This window comes from Ochrobactrum sp. Marseille-Q0166 (assembly GCF_014397025.1).
Taxonomy (GTDB): domain Bacteria; phylum Pseudomonadota; class Alphaproteobacteria; order Rhizobiales; family Rhizobiaceae; genus Brucella.
Genome location: NZ_JACJUO010000002.1, coordinates 1148577 through 1162512 on the forward strand (window position 1 = coordinate 1148577; position 13936 = coordinate 1162512).

The following is a 13936-nucleotide window of genomic DNA, read 5'->3' on the forward strand; positions in this document are numbered from 1 at the left end:
CAGTGTCGCTTGAAGGTAAGGTCGCGCTCATCACTGGAGCAGGTTCGGGGTTTGGCGAAGGCATGGCAAAGCGCTTTGCTAAAGGCGGTGCCAAGGTGGTCGTTGTGGACCGCGACAAGGCAGGCGCTGAGCGCGTCGCAGGCGAAATCGGTGATGCGGCGCTGGCTGTCGCTGCCGATATTTCCAGGGAAGCCGATGTTGATGCAGCGGTAGAGGCCGCACTGTCGAAGTTCGGTAAGGTCGATATTCTTATCAACAATGCTGGGATCGGCCACAAGCCGCAAAATGCTGAGCTGGTTGAGCCGGAGGAGTTTGATCGCATTCTTGGCGTCAATGTGCGAGGCGTTTATCTGATGACGCGCAAGCTCATCCCGCACTTTAAAAGCAATGGTGCCAAGGGAGAGGAATGCGTCATTCTCAATGTCGCTTCGACTGGCGCAGGCCGACCTCGTCCGAATCTCGCCTGGTACAATGCGACCAAGGGCTGGGTGGTTTCTGTGACCAAGGCGCTCGCTATCGAGCTTGCACCGGCAAAAATTCGTGTCGTTGCGCTGAACCCCGTTGCGGGCGAGACACCGCTACTCACCACCTTCATGGGTGAGGATACCGAAGAAATACGCAAGAAGTTCCGCGATTCCATTCCGATGGGCCGCCTGTTGAAACCTGATGATTTGGCTGAAGCTGCGGCATTCCTTTGCTCACCTCAGGCTTCAATGATCACAGGGATCGCTCTTGATGTTGATGGTGGGCGTTCAATCTAGTGAGTAGCTCCCAAAAATTATGAGAGATGTTAAACAGGATTATGCCTACAAGTAACAAGTCAAAAATACTTTAGGGCAATTTCGAGGGAAGCATATGATCAGGGGAGCCAAGGGGAAGCGATGAGTAAACTGCTGAAAGCCGGGCTGATTACAGCCACGATGCTTGCATCGATCAACGGTGCCTTCGCAAAGGATACGCTGGTGGTCGGTGAGGTGCTTGAACCGCCGGGCCTTGATCCGACGGCAAATGCTGCTGCCGGTATCCGGCAGGTTACTTATGCCAATCTCTATGAAGGTCTGGTTCGTATCGTCGAAGACGGCACAGTAAAGCCACAGCTGGCAGAAAGCTGGACAGTTTCTGACGATAAGAAGACTTACACCTTCAAGTTGCATCAGGGTGTGAAGTTCCACGATGGGACGACGTTTGATTGTTCGGTTGTAAAATTCTCCTATGAGCGTGCGGTGGCTCCCGATTCCACCAATGCGCAAAAGGGTCTATTTGAACCAATCGCCAGCACCGAATGTCCTGATCCAGCTACTGCCGTTGTTACGTTGAAGCGGCCAACCTCGAACTTTCTGTTCAATATGGGGTGGGGCGACGCGGTTATGATCGCTCCGAATTCGGCAGCCGATAACAAGACCAAGCCTGTCGGTACGGGTCCATTCAAGTTCAAGCGTTGGGTGCAGGGCGATCGTGTCGAGCTCGACCGAAACCCGGACTATTGGGGCGAGCCCGCAAAGCTTTCTGCGGTGACCTTCCGCTTTGTGAGCGATCCTTCGGCAGCAGCCGCTGCAATCCTTGCTGGCGACATTGATGTCTTCCCGATGTTCCAGGCGCCGGAACTGATCAGTCGCTTCAAGAGCGATGATAAGTTGCAGGTCGAAGTCGGTGATACTGCAGGCAAAGTTCTGCTTTCGCTTAACAATGCCAAGGCTCCCTTCGACAATGTGAAGGTGCGTCAGGCACTGGCCCATGCCATCGACAGCAAGGCGCTGATCGAAGGTGTCTATTCCGGTTTTGGCACATCAATCGGCTCGCATTATGCGCCGGTCGATCCGGGTTATGTCGATCTTTCGGAAACCTATCCGTATGATCCGGCAAAGGCGAAGCAGCTGCTGGAAGAGGCGGGTGTTCCGGCTGGCACGTCAATCACCATCACGCTTCCACCTCCGGCCTATGCGCGTCGTGGTGGTGAAATCATCGCAGCCATGCTGGCGGAAGTGGGCATTCAGGCCAATCTCGTTCCAATCGAGTTTGCACAATGGCTGGATCAGGTATTCAAGCGCTCGGATTTCGATGCCACGATCATTGCACATACCGAAGCGCGTGATCTCGATATCTATGCCCGCGACAAATACTATTTCAACTACAACAACCCGGAATATAAGGCGCTCTATAAAGCCTATGCCGAGGCCGGTAGTGACGAAGAACAGCTCGAACTGGTGAAGAAGCTTCAGGAAAAGCTTGCTGCAGACGAGCCGAATATCTTCCTCTATGCGCTGCCAAAAATCGGCGTTTGGAATAAGAACGTCCAAGGTCTGTGGAAGAACATGCCGATCCCGGCTGATGATCTGACACAGGCTTACTGGGCCGAATAAGAACATTTCCGCTCCGGCTTTTTTTGGGCGGGGCGGTTTTACGCAAATAGCCGTGCAGCGATAACAATCAAGGGGCTGCGGCACGGCCAGAAATGGAATGTGGAGTGAATGGCGTGAAGCGCTCATTCCTGCATTTTTATGATGCACAATCTTGTCTGAAAGCCGGACAAGTTTTCGGGATTGTGCTTAGGAGGTCGCCTTGCTGGCTTATATTTCCGGGCGAATAGTTTCGCTCTTGCTTACGACGCTTGCGGCCTCCGTCATCGTCTTCCTGTTGATGCAGGTGCTGCCGGGCGACCCTGCCGCAGTCATCCTCGGCATCAATGCGCAGCCTGAAACTCTGGCAGCACTTCACAAACAGCTCGGCCTCGATCAGCCGCTTTGGTGGCGGTATATTTCGTGGATTGGTGGCTTTCTGAAGGGGGACTTCGGGACCAGCTACACCTATTCCGTGCCGATCAGTGAATTGCTCGGACCACGCATTATGGTCACGCTGCCGCTGGCGCTTTTGTCCATGGTTCTGTCGGTCGCGGTAGCTATTCCCGTGGGCGTTTATGCGGCCTCCAAACGCGGCAAAACCGGCGATGTGCTTTCCATGGGCGTGGCGCAGGTGGGTGTGGCTATCCCGAATTTCTGGCTCGGCCTGCTTTTGATCCTGTTGTTTGCTTTGCAGCTCGGCTGGTTTCCAGCTTCTGGCTTTGCTGGCTGGGAAGGTGGATTCTGGAACGGTATCCGCTCGCTGTTTCTGCCCGCGCTGGCTCTTGCCCTGCCGCTTGCCGCTATTCTTGCCCGCGTGACGCGTTCCGCCGTCATCGAAACGCTGGGTGAGGATTTCGTGCGGACAGCGCGCGCAAAAGGTCTTACCCGTAACGCGGCACTTTGGCGTCATGCGGTGCCAAATGCGCTGATCCCGGTTGTCACGATTATTGGCCTGCAATTCTCATTTCTGTTGGCTGGAACCATCATCATCGAAAATGTCTTCAATCTTCCCGGCCTTGGAAGGCTGGTGTTTCAGGCAATCGCCCAGCGCGACCTGATAACGGTGCAGTCGCTGGTGACACTGCTTGCGGCTTCCGTGATTACGGTCAATTTCATTGTCGATCTTGTCTATGGCTTCATTGATCCGCGTCTTTCGACGGGAGGCGGCCGATGAGTGACGTTCAGACAATTGCAAAGCCAAGCCGCTTTCGGACGCTGTTTTTAAGCCGCAGCCTTGTGATCGGTTCGCTTGTTACCGCTATTCTGGTAGCTTTGGCTCTCGTCTCCTATTTCTGGACGCCTTATTCGCCCACCGCCATGAATTTCCGGGACAAGCTGCAAGGCCCGAGCTTCAGCCATCTGTTCGGAACGGATAATTTCGGTCGTGATGTGTTTTCCATGATCATGGTCGGTGCGCGCAATTCAATTGCCGTGTCGATTATTGCTGTGCTTGTTGGTGCGGGTATAGGTATTCCTCTCGGTGCCTTTGCTGCAGCGCGCGGTGGATTGGTCGATGGCTTTGTCATGCGTATGACCGATCTGGCCTTTGCCTTTCCGGCGCTACTGACCGCAGTCATAATCACGGCCATTTTCGGTCCCGGTGCGGTCAATGCCATGATTGCAATCGGTATTTTCAATATTCCGGTCTTCGCCCGTGTCACACGCGGTGCATCTCTCGGGCTTTGGAAGCGCGAATATGTGCAGGCAGCGCGTTGCGCAGGGCGCGGCGATATCTCGATCACGCTGCTACATGTTCTGCCCAACATCAATCATGTGCTGATCGTTCAGGCGACGATCCAGTTCGCACTCGCCATCGTGGCGGAAGCAGGCCTCTCCTATGTGGGGCTTGGCACACAGCCGCCAATGCCGAGCTGGGGCAAGATGCTCAACGATGCACAGACCTTTATTTATGATGCGCCATGGCTGGCGATCTTCCCCGGTCTTGCAATTACACTCGCAGTCCTTGGCCTCAACATGCTGGGTGACGGTCTGCGCGACATACTTGATCCCCGCGTAAGGAGGCAGAGATGATAAAAGCTTTGCCAAAAACACCTCTTCTTGAAATGGACAATATGTCTGTCGAGCTGCCATTTGGCACGCGCACTGCAGATATCGTCTCTGGCATTACATTAACCCTCAACCGTGGTGAACGCCTGGGCGTTGTGGGTGAATCTGGCAGTGGCAAGTCGATTACCGCACTTGCTGCCATGGGCTTGCTGCCTGACCGGATGCGTGTGCGTGGAACCTTGCGTTTTGATGGGCAGGATCTGGCAAACAAGCCGGAGTCCGAACTCTGCAAAATGCGCGGCCGTCGTATGGCGATGATCTTTCAGGAGCCAATGACAGCGCTCAATCCTGTTAAGACCATTGGTGCGCAAATTGCCGAGGGCCGCCGTTTGCATCTTGGCGAAAGCCGCACTGATGCCGAACGTAAGGCGCGTGAGTTGCTGGATCGCGTGGGGCTGCCTGCGCCGCGTTTTAACCTCGATCTGTATCCGCACCAGCTTTCCGGCGGGCAACGCCAGCGCGTGATGATCGCCATGGCGATTGCCTGCGAGCCTGATCTGCTGATTGCTGATGAACCGACCACGGCGCTTGATGTCACCGTGCAGGCACAGATTCTTGATCTCATGGATGAGTTGATCGACGAAACTGGAACAGCGCTGATGCTCATTACCCATGATCTTGGTGTTGTGTCGGAAATGACTGATCGTATCGCAGTGATGTATGCCGGGCGGATCGTCGAAACGGGGCAAACCGAAGCCGTGTTCAATCGTATGGCGCATCCTTATGCGCGCGGGCTGTTTCAGGCTTCTCCACATGGCGCTAATCTGGTTCGCGACCATGCGAAGCCGCGCCAGCGCCTCGCGGCTATTCCCGGTGTTGTGCCGGATCCGCTGGCCCGCCCGCCATACTGCAGCTTTGCGGATCGCTGCGCATTCGTTGAAGGCGATTGTCGAAAGCTCATTCCGCCGCTCGATCTAATCGGTGAAAGCGAAGGTATCGCCCATCGCGCTGCCTGTCTGCATCCACGCGATGGCGGGGTGCTGGCATGAGCAAGATGATTTTGCAGGTTCGTGATGTCGTGCGTGAATATCAGCTCCCGCGCCCATCTTTCCTTTCAAAGCCGGGGTCGTTGCGCGTTCTCCACGGTGTGAATGTCGAGATTGAAGCAGGGCAAAGCCTTGGTATCGTCGGCGAAAGCGGTTCGGGCAAATCAACACTTGCGCGTGCTGTGATGGGGCTGGAACGACCGCAATCTGGCCAAATCCTTATCAATGGTCAGGACATCTACGCGCTCGACCGTTCAGGCCTGCGTGAAGCGCGTAAAGGTTTCCAGGCGATCTTTCAGGATCCTTATGGCTCGCTTGATCCGCGCCACACGGTAAAGCGGATCATTTCGGAGCCGATTGTTTCACTGGAGCGTGGGACAAGCAGCAAGGAACGGGATGAGCGGGTGGCAGAGGTGCTGGAAGCTGTCGGCCTCCCAAAAGCATCTGCCGAAAAATATCCGCATGAGTTTTCCGGCGGGCAACGCCAGCGTATCGCTATTGCCCGAGCCCTGATCACCAAACCGGCGCTCATCGTTGCTGACGAACCCGTTTCAGCTCTTGATGTCTCCATTCAGGCGCAGGTTCTCAATTTGATGATGGATCTGCAGGAAAAGTTCGGCCTTTCCTATCTTTTCATCAGTCACGATCTCGGCGTCGTGCGCGCAATTACCGATCGTGTAGCGGTGATTTATCACGGCAATATCGTCGAGCAGGGAGAGACCAACGCAGTCTTCGATAATCCGCAACATGAATATACGCGCGCATTGGTTGATGCTGTGCCGAAGCCGTTTTCAGGGCGGCGCAAACGTGCCCGCAAGCTCAATTCTACAATCAAACTGCCAGAATGAAATAAGGGAACACCATGTCTTCACTTGCCGATTTGTCAGCTGTCGATCTTGTTTCTGCCTATAAGGCGAAATCGCTTTCGCCGGTTGAAGTTACGGAAGCTGTAATTGAGCGCATTGAGGCCTATGAGGCGAAACTGAATGCGCTTTGGTCTTTTGATCCGGAAAACGCGAGGGCATCTGCGAAGGCATCGGAAGAACGTTGGGCAAAAGGTGAGCCTGCTGGCCCCATTGACGGTGTGCCGCTGACGATCAAGGAAAATATTGCCACGCAAGGTACTGCTGTTCCGCTTGGCTGTGCGGCACTTCCTCTCAATCCTGCAGCCGTTGATGCGCCGCCCGCAGCCCGCACCCGCGAGGCTGGCGGCGTGCTTCTGGCTAAAACAACCATGCCTGATCTCGGTATGTTGTCCTCTGGGCTTTCGAGCTTTCATAAGCTTGCACGCAACCCGTGGGACTTGAACACCAATCCGGGCGGTTCAAGTGCTGGTGCAGGTAGCGCTGGTGCTGCTGGTTACGGGCCACTGCATATAGGCACGGACATTGGCGGCTCCATCCGCCTGCCTGCCGGGTGGTGCGGTCTGGTTGGCCTGAAGCCGTCCTTCGGGCGTATTCCGATCGATCCTACGTTTCTCGGTCGCGTTGCCGGCCCGATGACGCGTACGGTTGCCGACAGTGCACTTTATATGTCGGTGCTTTCGTGTCCTGATCGCAGAGACCCAATGAGCCTGCCATATCAGGATATCGACTGGATGAACCTTGATATCGATGTAAAAGGTCTCAAAATCGGCCTTTGGCTCGATGCCGGTTTTGGTGAGCCGACGGGCGATGAAACACGCGCGGCTGTGGAAGTTGCAGCGAAGCTGCTCGCGGATGCTGGCGCGATAATTGAGCCGGTTGCTCCATTCCTCAATCGAACCATGATCGATGGGCTTGATCGCTTCTGGCGCGCACGTTCCTGGGCCGACGTCTCTAAGATGACGCCGGAAAACCGTGCGAAAATCTTGCCATACATCTATCAATGGACTGAAACCGCTGAGGGTTTGACTGGCGAGGAAGTCTATTCCGGCTTTTCCCAAATAGATGCGATGCGCCATGCAGCCCTTACGGCGTCGAAGGATTTCGATTTCATCATTTCCCCGACCGCTCCAATGCCGACCTATCCGGCGGAATGGGCCTCTCCGATTAATGATCCGCAGCGGCCCTTCGAGCACATTGCGTTCACTGTCGCGATGAACATGTCGGAACAGCCAGCGATTTCGATTAATTGCGGCTATACGTCAAAGGGCTTGCCGATTGGTTTGCAGATTTTCGGCCAGCGCTTTGACGATCTGGGCGTGCTGCGACTTGCAAAGGCCTATGAGGATATGCGGCCAGAGCAAAGGCCATGGCCGACGGTTTCTTGATATAAAAAGGCCGCTCGATGCGGCCTTTTCTTTATTTTGATCTGAGTGGCGCGCGTTCTTTATAGCGATCGACGGCAGTGAGTTTCTGAATCAGTGGCTCTGCATCGCGCCAAGGATAAATCTCTGTGCGCAGATATTTGAGTTCGGCTTCGAGTTCATCTTCGTCAATTTCTGTCCACCATGATTTCGGACGCCCGTCGCTGCCATCAGACCAGCGGTAGCGGCGCTCCTTCAGCTTGTCCTTCATTTCAAAAGGGCTGTTTTCTGCATAAATGCGCAGACGCGATTTCTGGCTTGCCTTCAGCAATTCTGCAAAAGGTGTCGTCTTGCCGGATTGTTCCTTCAGCACCGCGAGCAATGCCTGACAGTCGTCCTCTGCGCGGTGGCCATTATGGAAATAGCCGCTCTGGCCGATCAGATAACCAAGCTTGGTGCCTTCAAAGCCGCGGGCCGTCCAGTCAATCTCCTTGACCGAACAAGCCCAAGGCTTGTTTTCAAAGACTGGTGAAAAACGTTCCAGAAAGGGCCGATCAAAACCTGCATTATGTGCGATGATGAGATCTGCATTGCCGATCAGTGCTTCAAGCTTCGCCCGCGGAATGATCTGTCCGGCGACCATTTCATCGGTAATGCCTGTGATACGCGTAATATCGGCTGGAATTGGCTTTGAAGGTTCCTGCAAGGCGCCAAAAGTTGCACAAACATCGCCAATCGAGCCATCGTCAGCATAGCGGAACGCAACGGCGCCAATCTCGATAATTTCTTCCTGCGCAGCACTCAAGCCCGTCGTTTCGGTGTCAACGACTACCCCAAGCCGAGGAAATGCAATCGTGTCTGCATCCGGTACTGTCGGCGGTGGGTCAAGTCGCTGCAAGATACGATAGCGTCCGCTGTCTTTCAGATGTTGCACCATCTCCGCTTCGTCAGGACCGTTCGTCTTTCTGGATTTTGGGCGCGCTGGGCGTAGTTCTGCCTTTTTCTCCCCGGTGGAGACGGGGGGAGCAAATAGGTCGAACTGATGGCGCATATGTTTTCTCCGCATTGGGGCTGTGCGTAGCCCTAAAATGGCACTTTGAGGCACGAGGTCCAACCCCTGAATAATTTTAGTAACAATTAATGCAGCTTTCAAAGCTGCTTAAATAAGCTGATCTCCAAACAATTTTCGCCCGCCATTAAGAGGAAGTGGGCGAGAATATTTTTGTCTCAATGCCCGGTGTAAAGACTTTGGTTACCATAATTCTTCATATTCAAAGCACTCTCTAATTCGCGTCTCTGGTCATGATTAGTTCGTGTTTTCGCCGAACTCTCGTGCAATGCGGTGGCGTGAGCCCTTATTTTACTCAGGACGATTAGTATGGCGTTCGTCTCAGATTTTTATGGTTTGCAATCCAGCCCATCGTTCAGGGTAGCGCTGCCTTTTCATCTTAAAGGTATTGTACGCTTTGCGGCTATGGCAACTGGCGCTATAATGGTTGCTGGTTGCATGGTGGTCACGTTGGGAATGGTTGAGGCTGTGCTTCCCGCTTTTATGCCCCTGGCTCCTGTCATGCGCCGTTTGCCGGCGAAAACACCGCAACAATTGACTGTAGTTGACCAAAAAATCGGAATGGGGCCTGCTATTCGGCAGGGCTTTATTCAGGCTTATACGGCGGATGCACCATATTCGAATTTGGATTGGCGCCGAAATAATTTGAAAGATGCTGATATCATTGCGGATATAGGACCAGAGGCGGTAATTGAAGCTTCGGTTGAAGTGCCATCACATGTGGTTGAGCCGCGTGAAGAGCGCGTCACACCGTTTGCGCAAGTTCAATTTGTGGTGTCGCCGGATGTGATCGATACTGCTGCAAATGCGGCTCAATATGCATCTCGTGATTTCCTTGCATTAGATAAGATTGCACTGCCTACAGCACGCGTTACGCCCGTGCCTTCGATTAATCCTGCTGCCAAAATTGCCGATGCGAGTGTTGTAGCCGAAACAGCAGTAGCTTTACCTGATGTTGTGCCTTTCCCTGGCAACAGGCCAAGGATAAAGACTTCCGAGAATCCGAAGCAACCACAACTCGCTTATGCACCTGCAAACGGTCAGACTGAAGATGTTCAGCGCGGCCTCGTCCAGCGCTTATTCGGTCATACTGCCCGCAACAAAACTGCGATTTATGATATTTCTGCTGCTACCGTTTATATGCCCAATGGTGAAAAGTTAGAGGCCCACTCTGGTATCGGCTATATGCGCGATAATCCTAAATTCGTTGATCAGAAGATGCGCGGCGCAACACCGCCGAGCACTTATAACCTTCGTATGCGGGAAAGCCTTTTTCATGGAGTGGAAGCTGTTCGTCTGCTCCCTGCCAATGGACGCAATCCCCACAATAGAGATGGTCTGCTTGCGCACACCTATATGTTGCGCCGTCCCGGCGATTCCAACGGTTGTGTCGTATTTAAGGATTATGCTCGCTTCTTGAGGGCTTTCAAAAGAGGTGAGATTGATAAAATGATAGTTGTCGAAAGTAGTTCTAATATTTCTAATAAAAGATATATGTAGTATATTAACATTAATAATATTTGTTAAAATATATTGTTGATTTTGGAATCATAATTCTGATTTATTATTCAAATTGATATTTTGAATTTATTTCAGAAGGATGCTGTCGTGAATATCAAGAAAGAATCTTTAGGGGTTTATGGTATATTATCTCGCCGTTCCTTCTTGAAGGCGAGTTGTACCGTGCCTGTCGGAGGTGCTTTATTCGCGTGTGGCTGTGTCCCGCATCAAGTTTTTTCCGCGGAAGAAACGCAGTCTGATGTATTGACGACCCTGGATAAGTCTATTGTGCCTGGTGAATACCTGACTAAGGGCAAGCGCTACAGGCAGCTAGCATATGATAACGGTTTACCACTAATTGTGCGGGAAGACTTAGCATCTGCACTTGATAAGCGCGATTCTAGTAGAAAAGCTCTTGTCGCCTTTGCACAGATTACAGACTTGCACATTATCGACGCAGCTTCGCCTGCTCATGCCGCGTTTATGAGGCAGTATGGTGGGCCAAACGGAAATCTTGATGGCGCTCCATTGGCCAATGCCTGGCGCCCGCAAGAAACGCTGACCATTCAGGTCTTGGATGCTATGATCCGGCGCATTAATCAAATAGGTGCTGGCCCAGTATCAAAGCGTAAATTTGATTTTGCAATATCGACTGGCGATAGCGCTGATACGCGCGCAATGCATGAACTGATGTCTGTACTCACCGTTTTAAATGGTGGCTCTGCGACAATGTCTGCCAGTGGTGCTGCTTATATAGGTGTTCAAGACAATAATGTTTTTTCTGACCAAACTTACGATGCTTATTGGCATCCTGAGCCGATCACTGGAAATGTAAAGGCGGACATTTGGAAGCGAGCTTTTGGCTTCCCGGAAGTTGAAGGATTTCTGTCTTCTATTAGTCAGCCAATAAAAGCCGAAGGCTTGAAAATGCCGTGGTACTCAGGTTTTGGAAATCACGATGTACTTGATTACGGTGTCTTTGGCGGTGGGGGCATTTCTGATTTTATATCAAAAATTAGCACTTCTAATCGAGTTCTGATGGGGTTGCCTGGAGGAATGCAGCCAGAGGTTTTCCTAGGTGAGTTGAGCAAAACTGCACCAACGCAATTAACTCAGTTAATGGCAGAAGTGCCCAGTATTCAAACTACCCCTTCAGAGTTGCGCCGTCCGTTTACAAAATCGGAATTTATTCAGCAGCATCTGGCCTCAAAGGGCCCCTTTGGTCCAGACGGCCATGGCTTTACACAAGAAAACTTTGATCAACAAAACGCCTATTATAAGTTCGATATGGCGGATGGTGTCGTAGGCATCATGCTTGATACGACTAACCCAAACGGTGGCCCGGATGGATCTCTGGATATAGATCAAGCTAAATGGCTTGAAAATCAGCTTCAGAATTATTCATCATCTTACTATTTAGATGATGGTTCAATTGTCAAAACCGGTAATCGAGATTCTCTTATTACAATTTTCTCTCATCATAATTCTATTACTTTCGATAACTTGAAGCGTGCGCCCGCAGGAATGCCGGATTCGGAACGGCTAGGGTCAGCGGCCTTTTTAAGTCTGATAACGCGTTATCCAAATGTTGTTCTTTGGGTGAACGGGCACACGCACTGTAATCGTATATGGAGCCATTATGACCCGTTGAATAACGGTCATGGCTTGTGGGAGATTAACACTGCCGCACATATCGATTACCCGCAGCAATCCAGGTCGATTGAAATACTGGATAATTGCGATGGCACATTGTCGATCGTAGCAGTTGTTATTGATCACTCTTCGCCAGATTCGATCAAACGGAACGGTTTACAGACATCACAATCGCTAGCGGCATTAAGCCTAGAGCTGGCCATGAATGACCCGGCACTTGATCGTGCATTTCGTTTGGGTGCTCCAGAAGATTTAAATGTGGAACTTATTATCAAAAAGCCTTTTGTTTGACTATGAATGGGTGAATTTCATACTTCACGCTTATCTAGCCTTCCTTTATGTAGATATCGCAAAGACCGTCTATTTGGATTATTGATTATCTACATTGTGCTTTTTATTCTGTTGTAGGCTTTCGCTGCTTTGGGGAGAGTTTTGCAAACACGGTAAGCAGGTAAGAATGCGTGGTTTGAAAGTGAGTTGGAATAAGTCTTATCTGGCTCATCGTCAGGCAAGCTTTCATGAAAATTCTCGGGTAGTTGCTGAAGAAGTGCCTGTCGCCATGAGCTACAATGGCACAACCCACGCTGTGATGATGGCGACGCCTGCTGATCTGGAGGATTTTGCTGTCGGATTCAGCCTTACGGAAGGTATCATTTCCAACATCTCCGAAATCGAAGAGCTGAGCATTGAGGTTTTTGAAGCAGGCATTGATGTGCAAATGCGACTGTCTGCGGAGCCGGGGGATGCGCTGGCCGCGCGACGCCGGTTTATGGCCGGACCTGTGGGCTGCGGCTTGTGCGGGATTGATTCAATAGGTCAGGCTCTACGGCCACTTTCAGCGCTTTCTCCTGACAGCTTACAGTTTAAATCCGGATCAATCACTGATGCTATGAACGCTTTGGCCGGCGCGCAAAAGCTGAATGCAGAAACACGGGCCGTGCATGGTGCGGGCTTCTATATTCCGGGTGAGGGGCTTTTTGCCGTTCGCGAGGATGTAGGGCGACACAATGCTTTGGATAAGCTCATTGGTTCAATGGCGCGTGCTGGCCGACCTGCGATGCAGGGCCTGGTGGCGATAACCAGCCGCGTATCTGTCGAAATGGTGCAAAAAGCCGTCATTCTTGGCGTGCCTTTGTTGGCCGCAATTTCGGCGCCGACCGCATTGGCAATCCGCACAGCAGACGAGGCCAATCTGACGCTCGTAGCGCTTGTTCGGGGCAACGACTTCGATGTCTACACGCATCCCGAACGTATTTTAAGCGAGTAACCGACCTCGCAAGGGCAAGGTCGGTTATCTTGATTATGCGTCTACTTTGCTGAGTGCCGCGATGCGTGCGCGTTCGCTGACGATTTGCAACGCCGCATGTGCAGCTTCCACGCCCTTCTTCTTGAAATGGTTGAAGAAAAACTCGTGGTGCTCTTTGCTGTCATGATAATGATGCGGCGTTAGTGAAACGCTGAGAACTGGAACTTCGGTCTCCAGCTGCACCTGCATCATTCCATTGATAACGGCAGTCGCTACGAAATCATGACGATAAATACCGCCATCGATTACGAATGCGGCACCAACGATTGCCGCATAGCGACCGGTCTTGGCGAGTGTCTTGGCATGAAGCGGAATTTCATAAGCGCCGGGAACATCGAAGACTTCAACTTCGACACTGCTACCGGTTTTGGCTTCCAGTTCAGCGATAAAGCTCTTGCGTGCTTCATCGACGATGTCGGCGTGCCAGCGCGCCTGAATGAAAGCGATTTTGAAGGATGTCTTGTTCGGATAGCTCTGGTTCATAGGTTCCTCGCGAAACTAGAATCAGGGCGCACAAAGGAACGCAATCCCGCACAAAAGCGAGATTAAACGCTCTTTCGCTCTCTTCCATCCGGACTGTAACCGTCGGCTCCGGCATCTCACCGGATCTGCTGACCCTGAAAACACACGCCAAATGACGCTTGTTACAGGCGCTCGCGGGCTCGAAGATCGCTCTTCATACCGCCGGTGGGGAGTTTCACCCCGCCCCGAGAACAAACCCGCACACCATTGTACGAGCAGCTGGAAATTATGCATTTCAGAGCGCGATGTCCAGTGCACTCACAGGAA

At 52.2% G+C, this 13936-nt stretch carries 12 protein-coding genes and 1 riboswitch; of the genes, 10 read left to right on the forward strand and 2 right to left on the reverse strand.

The window, feature by feature from the left end; all coding sequences use genetic code 11:
* Positions 1-2: 2 nt before the first annotated feature.
* The 7 genes from H5024_RS16590 (at position 3) to H5024_RS16620 (ending at position 7643) form a co-directional block, all read left to right on the forward strand.
* Positions 3-761: a glucose 1-dehydrogenase gene (locus tag H5024_RS16590; protein ID WP_187548219.1), complete on the forward strand. Its 759-nt coding sequence runs from the start codon at positions 3-5 to the stop codon at positions 759-761.
* Positions 762-881: 120 nt separating this feature from the next.
* A complete protein-coding gene (locus H5024_RS16595) occupies positions 882-2360 on the forward strand; it encodes an ABC transporter substrate-binding protein (RefSeq protein ID WP_187548220.1) in 1479 nt (492 codons plus the stop codon).
* Between the two features lie 199 nt (positions 2361-2559).
* Positions 2560-3513: an ABC transporter permease gene (locus H5024_RS16600; RefSeq protein WP_187548221.1), complete on the forward strand. Its 954-nt coding sequence runs from the start codon at positions 2560-2562 to the stop codon at positions 3511-3513.
* On the forward strand, positions 3510-4370 hold the full coding sequence (locus tag H5024_RS16605) for an ABC transporter permease (RefSeq protein ID WP_187548222.1): 861 nt from the start codon (positions 3510-3512) through the stop codon (positions 4368-4370). Before H5024_RS16600 ends, H5024_RS16605 begins: the two co-directional genes overlap by 4 nt.
* On the forward strand, positions 4367-5395 hold the full coding sequence (locus H5024_RS16610; protein WP_187548223.1) for an ABC transporter ATP-binding protein: 1029 nt from the start codon (positions 4367-4369) through the stop codon (positions 5393-5395). Before H5024_RS16605 ends, H5024_RS16610 begins: the two co-directional genes overlap by 4 nt.
* Positions 5392-6240, forward strand: coding sequence for an ATP-binding cassette domain-containing protein (locus tag H5024_RS16615; RefSeq protein ID WP_007878963.1), 849 nt, complete (start codon positions 5392-5394; stop codon positions 6238-6240). Before H5024_RS16610 ends, H5024_RS16615 begins: the two co-directional genes overlap by 4 nt.
* Before the next feature lie 14 nt (positions 6241-6254).
* Complete coding sequence (locus tag H5024_RS16620; RefSeq protein WP_187548224.1) at positions 6255-7643, forward strand: amidase; 1389 nt, start codon at positions 6255-6257, stop codon at positions 7641-7643.
* 31 nt (positions 7644-7674) lie between these two features.
* Here H5024_RS16620 and H5024_RS16625 read toward each other — a convergent pair whose 3' ends face one another.
* Positions 7675-8670, reverse strand: coding sequence for a 3'-5' exonuclease (locus H5024_RS16625; protein WP_187548225.1), 996 nt, complete (start codon positions 8668-8670; stop codon positions 7675-7677).
* 327 nt (positions 8671-8997) lie between these two features.
* Between H5024_RS16625 and H5024_RS16630 the strand changes: the two genes are divergently transcribed.
* From H5024_RS16630 to fdhD, 3 genes are all read left to right on the forward strand, one after another.
* Positions 8998-10188 carry a DUF2778 domain-containing protein gene (locus tag H5024_RS16630; RefSeq protein WP_187548226.1) on the forward strand — a complete coding sequence of 397 codons (1191 nt, stop codon included), beginning with the start codon at positions 8998-9000 and terminating at the stop codon, positions 10186-10188.
* A gap of 108 nt (positions 10189-10296) precedes the next feature.
* Entirely contained in the window at positions 10297-12132 is a 1836-nt protein-coding gene (locus H5024_RS16635; protein WP_187548227.1) for a TIGR03767 family metallophosphoesterase, read from the forward strand.
* 166 nt (positions 12133-12298) lie between these two features.
* Positions 12299-13108: a formate dehydrogenase accessory sulfurtransferase FdhD gene (gene fdhD / locus H5024_RS16640; protein ID WP_187548228.1), complete on the forward strand. Its 810-nt coding sequence runs from the start codon at positions 12299-12301 to the stop codon at positions 13106-13108.
* A gap of 33 nt (positions 13109-13141) precedes the next feature.
* Here fdhD and H5024_RS16645 read toward each other — a convergent pair whose 3' ends face one another.
* The gene (locus H5024_RS16645; RefSeq protein WP_187548229.1) at positions 13142-13630 is read right to left on the reverse strand and encodes a 6,7-dimethyl-8-ribityllumazine synthase; all 489 of its coding nucleotides are present in this window, start codon (positions 13628-13630) and stop codon (positions 13142-13144) included.
* 72 nt (positions 13631-13702) lie between these two features.
* Positions 13703-13866, reverse strand: a riboswitch (FMN riboswitch).
* Positions 13867-13936: the final 70 nt, after the last annotated feature.

Bases quoted from the DNA above. Each gene is read 5' to 3' on its own strand.
- H5024_RS16595 (WP_187548220.1), top strand. From the start codon at position 882: ATGAGTAAACTGCTGAAAGCCGGGCTGATTACAGCCACGATGCTTGCA.
- H5024_RS16605 (WP_187548222.1), top strand. From the start codon at position 3,510: ATGAGTGACGTTCAGACAATTGCAAAGCCAAGCCGCTTTCGGACGCTG.
- H5024_RS16610 (WP_187548223.1), top strand. From the start codon at position 4,367: ATGATAAAAGCTTTGCCAAAAACACCTCTTCTTGAAATGGACAATATG.
- H5024_RS16615 (WP_007878963.1), top strand. From the start codon at position 5,392: ATGAGCAAGATGATTTTGCAGGTTCGTGATGTCGTGCGTGAATATCAG.
- H5024_RS16620 (WP_187548224.1), top strand. From the start codon at position 6,255: ATGTCTTCACTTGCCGATTTGTCAGCTGTCGATCTTGTTTCTGCCTAT.
- H5024_RS16625 (WP_187548225.1), bottom strand. From the start codon at position 8,670: ATGCGCCATCAGTTCGACCTATTTGCTCCCCCCGTCTCCACCGGGGAG.
- H5024_RS16630 (WP_187548226.1), top strand. From the start codon at position 8,998: ATGGCGTTCGTCTCAGATTTTTATGGTTTGCAATCCAGCCCATCGTTC.
- fdhD (WP_187548228.1), top strand. From the start codon at position 12,299: ATGCGTGGTTTGAAAGTGAGTTGGAATAAGTCTTATCTGGCTCATCGT.
- H5024_RS16645 (WP_187548229.1), bottom strand. From the start codon at position 13,630: ATGAACCAGAGCTATCCGAACAAGACATCCTTCAAAATCGCTTTCATT.